13 protein-coding genes are annotated in these 15104 nt (G+C 43.7%); 8 read left to right on the top strand and 5 right to left on the bottom strand.

The genetic code is table 11. The features are described 5' to 3' along the window. Position 1 precedes the first annotated feature (1 nt). Genes R8G66_18670 through folK form a run of 3 tightly spaced genes read right to left on the bottom strand, consistent with a single transcriptional unit; the run spans position 2 to position 2324 of the window. A complete protein-coding gene (locus tag R8G66_18670; GenBank protein ID MDW3194407.1) occupies positions 2 to 1066 on the bottom strand; it encodes an aminotransferase class V-fold PLP-dependent enzyme in 1065 nt (354 codons plus the stop codon). A 14-nt stretch (positions 1067 to 1080) separates the two neighbouring features. After that, a complete protein-coding gene (locus tag R8G66_18675) occupies positions 1081 to 1830 on the bottom strand; it encodes a sulfite exporter TauE/SafE family protein (GenBank protein MDW3194408.1) in 750 nt (249 codons plus the stop codon). Further along, complete coding sequence (gene folK, locus R8G66_18680) at positions 1830 to 2324, bottom strand: 2-amino-4-hydroxy-6-hydroxymethyldihydropteridine diphosphokinase (protein MDW3194409.1); 495 nt, start codon at positions 2322 to 2324, stop codon at positions 1830 to 1832. Before folK ends, R8G66_18675 begins: the two co-directional genes overlap by 1 nt. Positions 2325 to 2523: 199 nt before the next feature. Here folK and sppA point away from each other — a divergent pair, with 199 nt between their 5' ends. From sppA to R8G66_18705, 5 genes are read left to right on the top strand one after another with little or no spacing between them, the layout of a single operon-like run. Next, complete coding sequence (gene sppA / locus R8G66_18685; GenBank protein MDW3194410.1) at positions 2524 to 4272, top strand: signal peptide peptidase SppA; 1749 nt, start codon at positions 2524 to 2526, stop codon at positions 4270 to 4272. A 5-nt stretch (positions 4273 to 4277) separates the two neighbouring features. Continuing rightward, complete coding sequence (locus tag R8G66_18690) at positions 4278 to 4640, top strand: hypothetical protein (protein MDW3194411.1); 363 nt, start codon at positions 4278 to 4280, stop codon at positions 4638 to 4640. Position 4641: 1 nt separating this feature from the next. Continuing rightward, complete coding sequence (gene bioB / locus R8G66_18695) at positions 4642 to 5634, top strand: biotin synthase BioB (protein MDW3194412.1); 993 nt, start codon at positions 4642 to 4644, stop codon at positions 5632 to 5634. Further along, positions 5631 to 6068 carry a PaaI family thioesterase gene (locus R8G66_18700; protein ID MDW3194413.1) on the top strand — a complete coding sequence of 146 codons (438 nt, stop codon included), beginning with the start codon at positions 5631 to 5633 and terminating at the stop codon, positions 6066 to 6068. The genes bioB and R8G66_18700 overlap by 4 nt, the downstream gene beginning before the upstream one ends. After that, positions 6068 to 6886: an aminotransferase class IV gene (locus R8G66_18705; GenBank protein MDW3194414.1), complete on the top strand. Its 819-nt coding sequence runs from the start codon at positions 6068 to 6070 to the stop codon at positions 6884 to 6886. Before R8G66_18700 ends, R8G66_18705 begins: the two co-directional genes overlap by 1 nt. On the opposite strand, the gene R8G66_18710 is transcribed toward R8G66_18705, so the two are convergent. Next, on the bottom strand, positions 6883 to 8196 hold the full coding sequence (locus R8G66_18710; GenBank protein MDW3194415.1) for a glycosyl transferase: 1314 nt from the start codon (positions 8194 to 8196) through the stop codon (positions 6883 to 6885). The two genes, R8G66_18705 and R8G66_18710, sit on opposite strands and share 4 nt — an antisense overlap. Before the next feature lie 198 nt (positions 8197 to 8394). On the opposite strand from R8G66_18710, the gene R8G66_18715 reads away from it, so the two are divergent. Together R8G66_18715 and pfkA are read left to right on the top strand one after the other, a co-directional pair. Further along, positions 8395 to 9585: a LamG domain-containing protein gene (locus tag R8G66_18715; protein MDW3194416.1), complete on the top strand. Its 1191-nt coding sequence runs from the start codon at positions 8395 to 8397 to the stop codon at positions 9583 to 9585. A 318-nt stretch (positions 9586 to 9903) separates the two neighbouring features. Continuing rightward, entirely contained in the window at positions 9904 to 10875 is a 972-nt protein-coding gene (gene pfkA / locus R8G66_18720) for a 6-phosphofructokinase (protein MDW3194417.1), read from the top strand. Here pfkA and miaA read toward each other — a convergent pair. Then, positions 10864 to 11787, bottom strand: coding sequence for a tRNA (adenosine(37)-N6)-dimethylallyltransferase MiaA (gene miaA, locus R8G66_18725; protein MDW3194418.1), 924 nt, complete (start codon positions 11785 to 11787; stop codon positions 10864 to 10866). The genes pfkA and miaA overlap by 12 nt on opposite strands. Positions 11788 to 11826: 39 nt before the next feature. Between miaA and R8G66_18730 the strand changes: the two genes are divergently transcribed. Next, positions 11827 to 15096, top strand: a complete 3270-nt coding sequence (locus R8G66_18730; protein MDW3194419.1) for a PAS domain S-box protein — start codon at positions 11827 to 11829, stop codon at positions 15094 to 15096. The last annotated feature ends 8 nt before the right edge of the window (positions 15097 to 15104 follow it).

A 15104-nucleotide genomic window follows, 5' to 3' on the forward strand; every position in this document is an offset into this window, starting at 1 on the left:
ACTAATTCAAAGCCGCGATCAAGCGATCAATATCAGCTTCATTGTTATAGAAATGTGGCGAAAGACGCAATTTACCTCTTTGTTTAGAGGTCTGAACTTTGGCAGCAGCTAATTCCTCGTATTTCCCATCAGGCACTTCTACACGAAAAATGGTAGAACGCGTCCCTTCGGCCAGGTCCACCGTATGTCCAGCATTCTGAAGGGCATTGATCAAAGAAGTCCGATACGTCGTATTTTTCTTATAGATGACCTCCATACCCACTTCGTTGATGAGTGAAAGCCCTTCGTACAACGACAGAACGTTGAAAAACATGGCATTTCCTACTTCCAGCGAAGCAGCACCTGTTTTCGCATGTCCTGTCCCAAAATCAATGCTGTTCCAACCCTGAAAAGCCTTGAAATGTGGCATTAGGTCTTCAGAAACGTAGCCCAAAGCCACGCCATATCCGGCAAGTAGCCATTTGAAAGCACTGGTCAGAAATACCATCGACAGGTCCGGGTCAACCTTGAAAGGAATGGCGCCGAATCCCTGCGTACCATCCAACACCAAAATAGCATCATGTCTTTTGCACAAGTCATAAATACGATCCAGGTCAATTTCAAACCCGTCCGCCGACTGGACCCAACTCATGCACAATATTTTGTTTCCCTGAGAAAGTATAGCCTCCAGTTCTTCATACAGGTTGGCCGCCTTGTAGTCACAGCTTTCTATTTCAAACCCATGTGAGCGCCAAGGCAACACGACTGAAGGAAAGTCCTTATCCAACAACACGACCTTACGACCCTTGGGTAAATACAAACTAGAAAGGTTGATCCCGGTTGACACATTGGGAATAAAGAATACCTGATCAGCAGTCGAACCCATCATGTCCGCAGACAATTGACGTGTAAGCTCATATTTTTCAGACCATTCGCTGAACTCCCAGGAACCGTGGAGGGAAAGGCTCTGCAAATACCTTTGCTGAAGCGTTGCTACGGTAGTGGGTACCGCACAAAATCTGGCTGTGTTGAAATAGGTGTAATCCTTCAAAATCGGGAACATCGCCCGGGATTCCTCAATGGTCATATAAAGCAGTTATTCTAAAAGAACCAAAGTTTGATCGCCAAAGCTACAACGGTAATGATTAGGAACATTCGGATCCATTTATCGTCTTTTCCAACAGACCAGCGACTGGCCACCCAACCTCCCGTAGCATTGCCTATGGCCAGGATCAGTCCATATTCCCAACGGATCTTACCTTCCAAATAAAAGACGATGATGGCAAAAACAGAATAGATCAAAATCACAAATACTTTAATACTGTTCGTTTTGGCCATGCCCAACCCATGGACATTGGTGAGTACCGCTATGACTAAAAAGCCTACTCCAGCCTGGATGAAACCGCCATAAATACCTACAAAAAAGAAAAGGAAAACAGATAAGGCTACTCTACCTTTAGAAAAGTCTTCTATGTCAAATTTCTTAGTTAAATAGGGCTTAAGAAGGGTCAATACCATCACCATCACCATGACAACCGCCAAAATCCTTCTAAACAGCTCACCACTAATATCGACGGCAATTTTTGCACCGAGTATTGCTCCTATTGCTGCAGAGATAGCTACCCAGAGTGAGTAAGGAAACAGAAAAACGCCTTTGCTGCGAAAACCCTGTACTGCAAATATGTTTTGAACAAAAAGTGCTATCCTATTTGAAGCATTGGCCTCAACGGGAGGCAATCCCATAAAGATCAATAATGGCATAGTAATCAAAGATCCACCACCAGCAAGGGTATTAATGACACCAGCAAAAAGACCGGCAGCGATCAGCATGAGAATTTCCTGCCATTCCATCAGCCCAAAGTAAGCTTGGTTTTCTTTACTTCCAAAGGGTCTTCACAAGCCCCTAGCAAGGCCATGTGACTCTGATTCAATACAGGATGGTTGACAAAAGCCGCCAATTCGACCAAAGGAAGCAGGGTGAATTTTCGGTTTTGGATCTCAGGATGTGGAATCGTCAACTTTCGGGTGTTTACAACCTGATCAAAATAATAGAGAATATCTACGTCGATGGTCCTTTCGCCCCATTTTTCAAATCGTGTTCTTCCTAACTCCTCCTCTACGTCCTGACACTTGAGTAATAGGACTTCAGGCGTAAAAGAGGTTCGTACTTCCAGTAACACATTGAGAAACCAAGGCTGATCTTCTTTACCCCAGGGTTGTGTCTCATAAATGGAAGAACTGGCAAGAACGTCAATTCCAGCTTCCAGTAAAAGCTGTTTGGCTCTTATCAAGTTTTTGTGTCGGTCACCCAGATTCGTTCCAAGTAGTAAAAAAATGCCAGTCATTATTTGTCCACGTTAGCTTGCGATATGAATGAATTATTGGTTGATATCATAGCCAGAACGAATGAATCGGTCAATATTGAGTTGGAGACGACCATCCGTTCGTAAAATTACATTTGAAAGCCAAGTGCCAATAGGATGTCCGCATTAGTTTTGCGAAAATTAACAACGAGAAGTATTCGTACTTCTGAGATTTAGTAGCATGCTTTCATTCTTTCGAAGTTTATTGGCCACCATCATCGGCTTATTCCTATTTACATTCATTGGTTTCTTTCTATTGATTTTCATCATTGGCGCAGCATCGGAAGATCCTGTCCCTGAAGTGAAGGACCAATCGGTGCTTGCTTTGAAACTTAGCGGCGTATTATTGGAACGTGCTTATGAAGATCCATTTGAAGACCTTTTGCCTGGCAATACAGTCAGTAGTCATGGATTATTAGAGATCATACAATCCATAGCAAGTGCTAAGGATGATCCAAAAATTGAAGGTATCTATTTGCAACCTTCTTTCTTATCCGGAGGATATGCCTCCATGCAGGAGATCAGAGATGCCTTGATTGACTTCAAGAGCTCCGGTAAGTTCATCATGGCCTATGGCGAGTTCATGACCGAAGGCGATTACTACATCGCATCTGTCGCAGATCAATTGTTTCTGAACTCTCAGGGCAGCATAGAATTCAATGGCCTGAGTGCGAATGTTACGTTCTATCAGGGCATGTTTGAGAAACTGGATATCGAACCTGAGATATTCCGGGTTGGAGAATATAAGAGTGCCATTGAACCTTATATCCGCAAAGACCTGAGCAAGGAAAACGAATACCAGCTTTCAGAACTTTTGAACAACATCAACGACTTCTACCTGAATGGTGTAGCCGAATCAACTGATCAAACATTCGAAAAAGTCAAAGAAGTCCAGGACCAGATGATGGTTCAGGTTCCTGAAGATGCGGAAGCATACGGATTGGTTTCAAAAATTGCCTACAAGGATGAATTACTCAACCTTATTGTTGACGAATTGGGGGTAGATGAGATCGATGACATCAACTTCATTTCCTACAAAACCTACCATAAGACAGTCAGTTCCGAATACTCCAGAAACAAAGTGGCGGTAATCATGACCGAAGGCAATATCGTGATGGCCGGAGACCCCAACACAAGCATTGTCGGTGATAAAATCGCCAGAGAGATCAGAAAAGCACGTGACAATGACGCCATCAAAGCGATTGTGCTGCGTGTAAATTCTCCTGGAGGAAGCATTACGGCATCGGACATCATCTGGCATGAAGTAATGGAAGCCAAAAAAGTAAAGCCCGTGATCGCTTCTATGGGAACCTATGCGGCATCCGGAGGATATTACATCTCCATGCCTTGCGATACCATCGTAGCACAGCCAAATACCATTACCGGATCTATTGGTATATTCAGCATGCTCTTCAATTTTGGAGATTTTCTGGAGAATAAGCTTGGTATCACCCACGATGTTGTATCCACAGGCGAATACTCCGATCTGATCACTGTGACCCGATCGATGACACCACAGGAAAGAGCGATCATTCAAAGAGGTGTAGATCGCGGGTATGAAACATTCATAAGCAAGGCTGCGGAAGGTCGAGGATTGACCAAAGAAAGAATTGACGAATTAGGTGGCGGTCGCGTGTGGACTGGTGAACAGGCACTGGCACATGATCTGGTAGACGTACTGGGTAGCTTTAACGATGCCATTGAAATTGCTGCATCAGCCGCGGGTATTTCCGATGATTACAGCGTCCGGTACTACCCGGAACAAAAACCTTACTTTGAAGAATTGATCGAAAAACTAGGCTCTGATGTTCGTCTGAAGATATTCCAACCTGATTATGGCATGTTGCAGCCGTACATGAAAGAGATCGAAACCTTACAAGAACTTCAAGGGATTCAGGCCAGGATGCCTATGAACCTGGAAATTCACTAAGACCTATGGCGATTAGATTGAACAAAAAGAGTCTAATCCGCTGGAAAGTATACGTGGACCGGGCCAGGATGTACATTGGCTATGCACAATTCCTGATGATCGGACTGGTCTTTCTGGACCGGTTCAAAGGAACACCTACCGGTGATCTCATCTTTGAGTACAGTCTTATTTCCATTCCCATCCTGTTTTTCCTGTTCATTATTTTTTCATTGATATTGGGATTCTTCGATTCTAAGTTAGGTTTGCGCGAAGAAGAGATCAGGAATCATGCTTCGTCCAATCCGGTGCTGAGAGAGATCCTGGAAGATATTCGGGAAATCAAGCAAAAACTAGTCGAATTGGAAACCCAAGAAAAACCCAAGAACTAACATGCAAATAAGACACGACTGGACCAAAGAAGAAATTCAAGCCATCTACGATCGTCCTTTGATGGACCTGATCTATGACGCTGCTACTGTTCATCGCGCGAACAATGACCCTAGCGAAGTACAAGTCTGCACGCTGTTGTCTGTAAAAACCGGTGGTTGTCCAGAAGATTGTGCCTATTGCCCGCAAGCGGCAAGGTACCATACTGATGTAAAGGTCCACAAGCTACTGGATGTAGATGTGGTGTTAGAAAAAGCCCAGAATGCCAAAGACAATGGATCTACCCGCTTCTGTATGGGTGCTGCCTGGAGAGAGGTGAGAGACAACCGGGATTTCGACAAGGTGATCGATATGGTGAAAGGCGTGAATGACATGGGCATGGAAGTATGCTGTACTTTAGGCATGCTCACTGAAGATCAGGCGCAAAAGCTGAAAGATGCTGGTTTGTATGCCTATAATCACAATCTGGACACCAGTGAGGAGCACTATGAAGAAATCATCACGACCCGAACCTATGATAATCGCCTGGACACGTTGACAAACGTAAGAAAAGCGAATATCTCTGTTTGTTCCGGTGGGATCATTGGCATGGGAGAAACAGTAATGGACCGTGTGGGCATGCTGCAAACGCTTGCTAATCTTCCTGAGCACCCGGAATCCGTACCGGTAAATGCGTTGGTACCCGTACCTGGTACACCACTGGAAGAGCAACCTAAAGTTTCCGTTTGGGACATGGTCAGAATGATCGCCACAGCTCGTATCATCATGCCTAAAGCGCAAGTGAGACTTTCTGCTGGGCGGGTTCGAATGAATGTGGAAGAGCAAGCATTATGCTTCCTGGCTGGTGCCAACTCAATCTTCGCAGGAGACGAACTGTTAACAACTCCTAATCCTGAAGTCAATCAGGACAAGGAAATGTTCCAGACCCTTAATCTCAAGCCTCGGGAATCCTTCAAAGGAGCTGCCGCTGAGAAGTTTGAGATGAGCGAAGCATGATCGAAGATCACTACCGAAAGCTGGAGCGCATGTACCTGCAGAGCAACATTCAGCAGGAAATGTATGAAACCACTGCCATTGAGATCAGTAATAAGCAAGCGGTGGTTTCGCTTAACATTCAGGAAAAGTATTTCCACGCTTTGGGTGCCATCCATGGGTCAGTCTATTTCAAATTATTAGATGATTCGGCCTTTTTCGCAGTGAACTCGGTAGTGACGGATCGATTTGTACTCACGACCAATTTCAATACCAATTTGATGCGTCCGGTTACCGGCGGTAAACTTACTGCCACTGGTAAATTGCAATTCCAGTCTCGCAACTTGTTCATCGCACATGCGTCTCTGGCAGATGAAAGAGGCAAAGAAGTGGCATTTGGTACCGGACATTTCATGAAGAGCCAAATTGAACTTACCAAAGAAATAGGTTATCACTAATGTCCAGGTGGTTTTATGTCAATGGTGAATTTGTACAGGAAGAACAGGCCGTTTTGCCCCTGACACAAACTGGTTTTCAACGTGCTTACGGTATTTTTGATCATTTCCGTGCGGACCAGGGACGGCCAAGGTTCATGCGAGATTACCTGGATCGTTTCGATCAATCTCAAAAATTCCTTAACCTTACTCATGAGATCAGTATCACAGAGATTGAAGCGGCAGTTACCGAATTGCAAGTCAGAAACCAGTTCGAGTTCAGCACCTATAAACTGGTATTGATGGGTGATGGCCCGGATACTTCCGACACCTTGTTTGAGCCATTCTTTTACATCATTAACAAACCCATTAACCCCGACCAACTTCCTACTGAAACCGGAATGATCACGCATGAGTATTTGCGCGAGCTTCCTAAGGTGAAATCATTGAATTACCTGAATTCCTATGCACTGCATCGCAAGAGGGTCGCAGCAAAAGCAGGAGAAGTCCTGTATCATCTGAATGGTCAGGTTTCTGAAGCCTCCAGAAGTAATGTCTATGTGATCAGAGATGGCCAACTCATCACTGCCGCAGATAATATCTTGCATGGCGTAACCAGGAAGCACGTTCTCAAAATTGCCGAAGACATCTTACCTGTAGAAGTTGGCACACTTCGCATTAACGACTTATTGGATGCCGATGAAATTTTCCTAACCAGTACGCTCAAAGAAGTGATGCCCGTCACATTCGTTGATGACCAAAAGTTTTCGAAAACTGGACATTTTACAAATAAGATCAAGACAGCTTTCAAGGAGTACACTATCGGGCAATTACAAGCCTAAAGCCGCTCTAGAATAGCCGCAAGATCTTTCGCCTGCTGATCACGGGAGTTATCTTTTAATAGCTGTTCGAAATGAGCTTCATTAATCACATAATCACCAGCATAAACCGATTGAATGAATTGGCCCATTTCCTTTGGGCTTTCACTCGAATGAACCTCCCCAATCTCATGGCCCAGAATGATCTCAGCTAGTTCTCCCTTATCCGGCGCTATACACAGAATGGGATGTTTCGCAGAAAGGTATTCAAAGAATTTCACAGGCAATACCCACTGCGCATTGTCACTTTTATTTTGGAGTAAAAGCAGCAAATCACATTTATTGTATTCCTGAAAAACCTCCTCATGCTTCAAATAACCCAGAAAAGTCGTCCTTTTTCCAAGGTATTCATCTTCCAACAACCGGGTTTTGACGGTCTCACTCACTATGCCTCCTATCCTGAGTCGTAATTTTTCCGCAAAACTTTCATCTTCGCTGCAAAACTTGCTCAACATGTCCCATAAGAAATCAGGGTCTCGCAATTCATTGAGTAAGCCGAAATATCCGATGGTGAAATGATCAAGATCAGGTGAAGTATTCGTTTCTGGATGACGCGCTGGCATACCATTCCTGATCACTTCGATGGTGACAGGTTGCTTTGTCTTAGATTGAAATTCTGCCGCATATCCCTTACCCACAGTTAACACGCGATCACAGCCTTCTAATACTTTTCTTTCCAGCCGTTTATGAACAGATAAGACCGGTGCCGACACATACAATTTGGGCAGAATATCCCATCCTGACCAGGCGTCTCGCAGGTCTGGCATCCACTTCAAAGCAGGGAAGATCTTTTTAAGCCTGAGACCAATCAAATGCATACTATGAGGTGGGCTGGTCGTGATGCAATGAGTAATGTTTTCTTCCCTGATCAGTTGTTTCAAAAATTTCACTGAAGGACGGACCCAAAACACACGCGGATCGGGCACAAACAAATTCCCTCTGATCCATACGAATAAGTGATCAAGCCAACTTTTACTGGACTTTTCCAACACCAGTCCCTGTTGTACTTTGTCTTTGTTCTTTTTCCCCGTCAATCGATGGAAGACGGAAAATGGCTCCCAAATCGGCTGCTTGATCACCCGAATGTCTGCTATCAGATCCAACAACGCATCATCCTTTATGTCGAATTGTGGATTGGATGGTGTGTATATAATCGGTTCCCAGCCTAATTGCTTAAGGTTAGAAGAAAAATGCATCCAGCGTTGCACCCCTACCCCGCCACTTGGAGGCCAATAGTAGGTAATGATCAGTACTTTTTTATGGTTGGTCTGCAAGTATATACTTCCTGTTAGTGCCCTGTAAAATTAAGTGTATTTTGAAGTGATTTATGCATGGTTCTGAAAAATGCCGGATTCGAATTATTGACAGCAAGACATTTCTGTAAAAACTCACAAAGTATTAGATTCGTATTTTCCTGAAGCATCTTCAATCAGAACATTTATTGAATTATTGGAGGCATAAAACACAACAACATGATTAATCTTCTGCGCGGTTTTAAATTTCAAAATATGCTATTCGTGGTAATGGCATTTGTGGTTTCATCATGTTTTATCCAGGAAACTGATGCACCTACCGGAACACTTACCATTTCTTTCAACAACGTTAGCCCTTCTTCCGGACGCGTTGCCAATGATGCAAATCCAGCTTTTATCCTCTTTTCAGCGAGTGATTCTGACGGTAATTTGATTTTTAACAACCAAAAGATAGAAATTTATAGCTTAGGTGATGGATACCTCTCTGAAAATATCCAAATGGAAATTGGATCCTATCAATTAGAAGAATTTTCGGTATTGGACGATGAGAACAATGTCATCTATTTGACGCCAAAAGAGGGATCAGAACTTGCAGCGTTTGTGAACGATCCACTCCCCATTAGTTTCGACATTACTTTCTCAAATGAAACAACAATATCACCTGAAGTACTCTCTTCCTCCTTCGGTGATGCCTTAGACTTTGGCTATGCTGTTTTTACTTTTAATATTCTTGACCCACTGACCAATAATCTGATCGCTTTCTTCGATTTTAAAGGAGATGCGAATGACAGAATTGGCACCATCAGCGGGACTGTAAATGGCGCTGCTCTGACTGATGACCGGTCTTTGGTTGCGAACGCCGCTTATTTTTTTGACGGACTCGACGACAACATTGATATGGGGGATGTCCTTGATGTAGGAAGCGATGACTTTTCGATTGTCGTGCATGCCAAGGTTGGTGAGTTCTTCGGATTAAAGTCAGGCACAAATACGCGAGGTGCTCAAATAATCAGTAAAGGAAATACCATTTTCGGTACTCCTGCCAGGGCGGGGTATTCATTATTTGCTCAGGAAGAAGACAATGGAGATAACGTGTTTCGATTTGTAATTGGATCCGAATCAGAGGGATACTTTACCTTGAAATCATCCGGCGTTCAGACCAACAGATGGTATACAATCGCCTGTGTTAAATCTGACAATGAAATGAAATTATATGTGGACAGTGAACTGGAAGCCTCTATGACAATTCCACAGGGCATGGATCTAGATAATAATATTCCTTTCGTAGTGGGATCAATAAATAAGCTAGGAAATGATGCGGCTGGCACGACCTTCTATTCAGGAGATATCGATGATATTCGTATTTACAACAAAGCATTATCGGCAAGATTGGTCGAGTTATTGAGATAATGCGGGCCTTCCATTGATGATACAGTAATTCGATTTTTTTGATTAAAAAACTCATCAAGCATCAAAGCATGGATCAATTCTTCGTATTCTGTCGATAAGGAGTTATTCACTATCCCTAAATACATGCAAAAAAATTGGCATATCGCCTATTGTCTAATTAAATCGTTTGCGTACTTTATTTAATGCATAAATGAACATCAATCCTGCCCATCTAATCAAATTTTATTTAATATTGGCGCCGGTTTGAGAAAGGTCCTTTTAGAAACCATTCATTTGGGGCATTTTCAAGCCGATTCACCCCGTCAATAAAAGGTCTATATGAAAAGCATTGGAGTATTTACTTCTGGAGGGGACGCGCCTGGGATGAATGCATGCATTCGATCTGTAGTTCGGACTTCCTTGTTTTTGGGAATAGATGTCTACGGTATCAAATACGGATACAATGGCATGATAGAAGGAGACATCTACAAGATGAAATCCTATTCGGTGAGCAACATCCTTCAAAGAGGCGGTACCATCCTGAAATCTGCACGAAGCAAAGAATTCATGACGCCAGAAGGTCGTAAAAAGGCTTACGATCAGTTGAAAAAAAGAGGAATCGAAGGATTGGTTGCCATTGGCGGAGATGGAACATTTACAGGAGCTAATATTTTCCACGAGGAATTTGGCATTCCGACTGTCGGAGCACCAGGAACGATCGATAATGACCTTTATGGATCAGACTTTACCATTGGTTTCGATACGGCAGTAAACACCGCATTGGACTCCATTGATAAAATTCGAGATACTGCAAATTCTCACGACCGGGTCTTCTTTGTGGAAGTGATGGGTCGCCATTCCGGATACATTGCTATCCAATGCGCCATTGGTGGTGGAGCTGAAATGGTAATGGTACCAGAAACTTCAACTACGATCAATGACGTGATCCAAACGTTGAAGGAAGGTCGAGATCGTCAAAAAACCTCTTCTATTGTCATCTGTGCAGAAGGTGGTCAGCAAGGCAGCGCGCTGGAAGTGGCTGCCAAAGTAGCTACTGAATTACCCGGACTTGACATTCGAGTATCAACATTAGGGCACATGCAGCGTGGTGGATCTCCAACTTCTATGGATCGTATCCTTGCTTCGAGGCTAGGTATGGCTGCTGTCGAAGGTCTGCTCAACGGAGAAACTAACGTCATGGCGGGGATCATCGACAAAAAAGTGCGTTACACCAGTTTTAAACTTGCGATATCCAAAGCCAAACCGATCAACGAAGACTTGATGCGTTTGGTGCAGGTATTAAGTATTTAAGGCAGTCAAAATATCATCCTTGATCATTTCAATCTGGTCGGGATGATACCACTTAATTTCAGGATCTCTTTTGAACCAGGTGAATTGCCTTTTTGCGAATCGACGGGTATTGCGTTTCAATAACCTGACCGCTTCTTCACGATCATATTCACCATCGAAATGTCGGAAAATTTCGGTGTATCCCACCGTTTGTAGTGCATTGTATTGCCGATAAGGTAACATTTCCCTGGCCTCATCAAATAGACCTGCTTCAATCATGAGGTCCATTCTGTGTTCGATGCGGGCATAAAGTACATCACGAGGCATTTCTATCCCCACTTTGATGTTCTTAAAATTTCGAGGGATTTTGGGTGCTTTCTGTGCTCTGAAAGACGTGAAAGTCTGTTGCGTTGCCCGGATCACTTCCAAAGCCCTTATAATACGTTGTGGGTTTTGCCGGTCCACCAATTCATAATATTCCGGATCAGCTTTTTCCAATTCGGATAACAAAGGTGTTAATCCGTGCCAATTAAGCTCATTTTTTAAGGCCTCCCTATAGGAGAGATCAATCTCAGGAAATTCATCTAATCCTTCCCAAACAGCTTTGCAATAAAGCCCGGAACCACCTACCATGATCACTACCTTATGCACTCGGTATAGCTCCTCAAGCTTCTCCAGTACCTCACGTTCAAACTGTCCTACATCGTATCGTTGATCGATCTGACAGTGATTCACAAAATGATGTGGAGCTTGCGCCAACTCTTCAGGTGTAGGTTTCGCCGTACCAATTTCCAATTCCTTAAAAAACTGACGTGAATCTGCCGAAATGATCTCCGTATCAAGCCATTTGGCTAGCTCAATGGCCATTGAAGTTTTTCCACTTGCGGTAGGTCCTACGATTGATAACAAATATTTTTCTGGCGCTGCACTCATATGGACTAAAACTAGGAATAATTAGGTAATTTTAAGATCATGGGTGAGATTATTGATGCTTCCTTAGCAAGTCTCCAGAGACAAGTGATCGGTTTGCAAAAGAAGCTGACCATCATTCAGAAGGAGCATTCACGCACCCTTGAGAAAACTAATCATCATTTCAAGGAGCTTTTCAACAGTTCCAGCGATCTCATCCAGATCTTTCAACCGCGCGGTGAGATCATTTTCGTGAACGACGCATGGAAAAACAAGTTGGGATATTCCGAGAATGAATTGAAGGACTTAAGATTCGTTGATGCGATACATCCGGACCACCGACGATCTACCTTAGAAAAGTTACTAAAGATCACAGCAGGGGTCAAAAGTGAAAAGCTGGATACCGTATTGATCTCAAAATACGGAAAAAATATTTTCGTAAAAGGGACAATGACCTGTGTCTTCGAGGATGAGATCCCCATCGAATACCATTGTATTTTCTTTGATATTACGGAACGTGTTCGAGCAGAAAAGGCCCAGAGTCTCTATTATAAAATCGCATCGCTAACCATTCAGCAAAGGAACATCGACGAATTCTATAACCGGGTGTACGAGGAACTAAAAAACTTCCTCAAAGTTCGGAACTTCGCCATCGCTCTGAAAAACCCGAACAAAAAAGGATTTCACTTTCCTTATGTGACCAACGAGTCCACCAACCCCGAGGCCACTGCGCAGCTGGACCACCTGCTCGCTAATTACACCTTCGATTATGGGAAGCCCCTGATCATGTATGCCGAGGGGATCGAAAAGGTCCTGGAACGAAAAGGCCTCAAAACCATTCAGCCTGTTCCAAGGATATGGCTTGGAGTTGTTATGCGGTATTCTAACAAAGCTGTTGGAGTAATGTCCGTCTACTCCTACCGTCATGAAACCGGCTACAATGACAAAGACCTGGAACTACTGGACTTCATTGGCGGTCAGGTAAGTCTGGCGCTGCAGCGGAGAAGTGACGAACGAAAAATCGAAGATCAGGCCGCTCGATTGAGTGCCATTTTCGAAAGCACCACGCACCAGATCTGGAGTGTGGACCGTAATTATAGTTTCACTTCCTTCAACGAGAATTTTTCAGAGTCTTTTCAAGGCAACTATGGGTTCCAACCTGAGTTGGGCATGAGCCTGACAGGTAAGCGGCTGCAGAAAGTAGAAAAGATTGATAAGAAATTATGGCTAGGGCAATACCGTAAAGCATTCGATGGAGAGATCATCAATTTCCAACAAATGCTCGTCAGCGGTAATGGAAAAGAGATTTGGAGAGACATCTTCCTTAATCCAATTTACATGCCTGATGGGAGTATCGATGAAGTATCCGTACTGGCCAATGATATTACAGAAAAAAAGGACAGTGAACGTTCGTTGATGGAAAGTGAGGAGAAGTTTCGGAATATCTTCGAATCGTTTCAGGATATCTATTTCCGATGTGATGTGCAAGGCATCATTTCTATGGTAAGTCCTTCGGTACAGGAAGTACTTGGCTTTACCTCGAAAGAATTGATCGGTAGAAACATAGGTGACTATTTCCTCTCAAAAATTGGTTTCACTGAGCTTATCAAAGAACTGTTCAGTAAAAAGCGGATCAGAAACATTGAAGGGAATGCGCTCACCAAATCGGGAGAGGAAATCAACTTCCTCTGCAACGTGAGAATTGTTTCAAAGATCAGTCGCAGAATAGAGATTGAAGGGGTTGCTCGAGACATTACCCGACTCAAAAACACCAACGTCGAACTTCGAAAAGCCAAGGAACTGGCGGAGCACTCCCTGCAAATAAAGGAGCGTTTCCTCGCTAATATGAGTCATGAGATCCGTACGCCAATGAATGGGATCATCGGCATGATCGATTTGTTAGGATCTACCTCGTTGGATGGAGAGCAATCTGAATATGTGCGTACAATCAAACACTCTTCGGACACCCTGCTTCATATTCTCAATGATATTCTTGACCTGTCTAAGATCGAAGCAGGTAAAATGGAGTTGCGAAAGAAGCCCGTACGGTTAGTAGAAACCTTCGAACGGGTTTACGAACTTTTCTCGCAGCAGGCGTACCTTAATAACACCCAGCTCTACTACCATCTGGACAACAAGATGCCCGAATGGGTCTTGGCGGACGAGACCCGGTTACTTCAGGTCATTTCGAACCTGACTTCAAATGCAATCAAATTCTCGCATACAAAAGGCAACATCAATATTTCTATCCGAATCCGTGAGGAAGAGAGAGATCAAATTACCTTCCAGGTCTCAGTGAAAGATTCGGGCATTGGGATTTCCGAAGAAGATCAGGAAAAGCTATTCCAAAGTTTCAGTCAGGTAGACAATTCCAGTTCGAAGATCTACGGCGGAACCGGTTTGGGACTGGTGATCTCCAAAGAACTCGTCAAATCGATGAATGGTGACATAGGTGTGGTTTCCACTCCAGGACTAGGGAGTACCTTTTGGTTTACCTTTCATGCTACTCGAATCACTGAGCCATCAGAGTTTGAGGAACCGCAAGAGGAACCCTTCATTGTCAAAGAGTTTACCAGTACCGAACCTCGGGTATTGCTAGTGGACGATAATGATATTAACCGAAGAGTCGCCAGCCAAATCCTGAAAAAGTCCGGTTGCCAGGTCGAGGAGGCCAAAGATGGCTTTTTAGCCATAGAAATGGTAGACAAGGAGGTTTTCGATTTGATCTTCATGGACATTCAGATGCCTAAAATGGATGGCGTTGAGGCCACAGCAAAGATCAAGACCCTGGGCAAGGAAACGCTTCCTCCTATCGTAGCCATGACCGCCTACTCCATGGAAGAAGATCGGGCAAAATTCCTGAGTCAGGGAATGGATGATTATCTGGCCAAGCCCATCAAAGCAAGCTCACTCATTGAAAAAGTGAAAAACTGGGTCAATTTTGAACCGAAGACCACAGTTGATAGTGAAGTCTTTTCGAAAGACGCAGAATTACTGGTCATCAATCAGAATACGCTCAACCACTTACACAAATACGGTGGGACAGAACTGATCCAAAGTGTATTGGAAGAATTTGATGAGGAGGCAGGTGAACAAGTGACCAATGCGCCCATATGGCTCGCTTCAAAAGATATTGAGTCTCTTCGCACCGCATTACACACGTTAAAAGGGAATGCAGGAACCCTCGGCATTGAAAAACTATCACGAATCGCGGAATACATTGAAAAAAAGATAAAAGAAAATAACTTTGATCATCTGGAAAAAGATTTGGACGACCTCAACCAATCGTTCCTTGAATTCCAGGATAGCTATAGAAACCTTTTAATAGATTAATACCTGGC

It is taken from the genome of Cytophagales bacterium (assembly GCA_033344775.1).
GTDB lineage: Bacteria > Bacteroidota > Bacteroidia > Cytophagales > Cyclobacteriaceae > JAWPMT01.

Excerpts from the sequence above, each read along its gene's own strand:
- R8G66_18715 (MDW3194416.1), top strand. The coding sequence starts at position 8,395 with ATGATTAATCTTCTGCGCGGTTTTAAATTTCAAAATATGCTATTCGTG.
- R8G66_18690 (MDW3194411.1), top strand. The coding sequence starts at position 4,278 with ATGGCGATTAGATTGAACAAAAAGAGTCTAATCCGCTGGAAAGTATAC.
- sppA (MDW3194410.1), top strand. The coding sequence starts at position 2,524 with ATGCTTTCATTCTTTCGAAGTTTATTGGCCACCATCATCGGCTTATTC.
- bioB (MDW3194412.1), top strand. The coding sequence starts at position 4,642 with ATGCAAATAAGACACGACTGGACCAAAGAAGAAATTCAAGCCATCTAC.
- R8G66_18700 (MDW3194413.1), top strand. The coding sequence starts at position 5,631 with ATGATCGAAGATCACTACCGAAAGCTGGAGCGCATGTACCTGCAGAGC.
- miaA (MDW3194418.1), bottom strand. The coding sequence starts at position 11,787 with ATGAGTGCAGCGCCAGAAAAATATTTGTTATCAATCGTAGGACCTACC.
- R8G66_18705 (MDW3194414.1), top strand. The coding sequence starts at position 6,068 with ATGTCCAGGTGGTTTTATGTCAATGGTGAATTTGTACAGGAAGAACAG.
- folK (MDW3194409.1), bottom strand. The coding sequence starts at position 2,324 with ATGACTGGCATTTTTTTACTACTTGGAACGAATCTGGGTGACCGACAC.
- R8G66_18670 (MDW3194407.1), bottom strand. The coding sequence starts at position 1,066 with ATGACCATTGAGGAATCCCGGGCGATGTTCCCGATTTTGAAGGATTAC.
- R8G66_18675 (MDW3194408.1), bottom strand. The coding sequence starts at position 1,830 with ATGGAATGGCAGGAAATTCTCATGCTGATCGCTGCCGGTCTTTTTGCT.
- R8G66_18730 (MDW3194419.1), top strand. The coding sequence starts at position 11,827 with ATGGGTGAGATTATTGATGCTTCCTTAGCAAGTCTCCAGAGACAAGTG.
- pfkA (MDW3194417.1), top strand. The coding sequence starts at position 9,904 with ATGAAAAGCATTGGAGTATTTACTTCTGGAGGGGACGCGCCTGGGATG.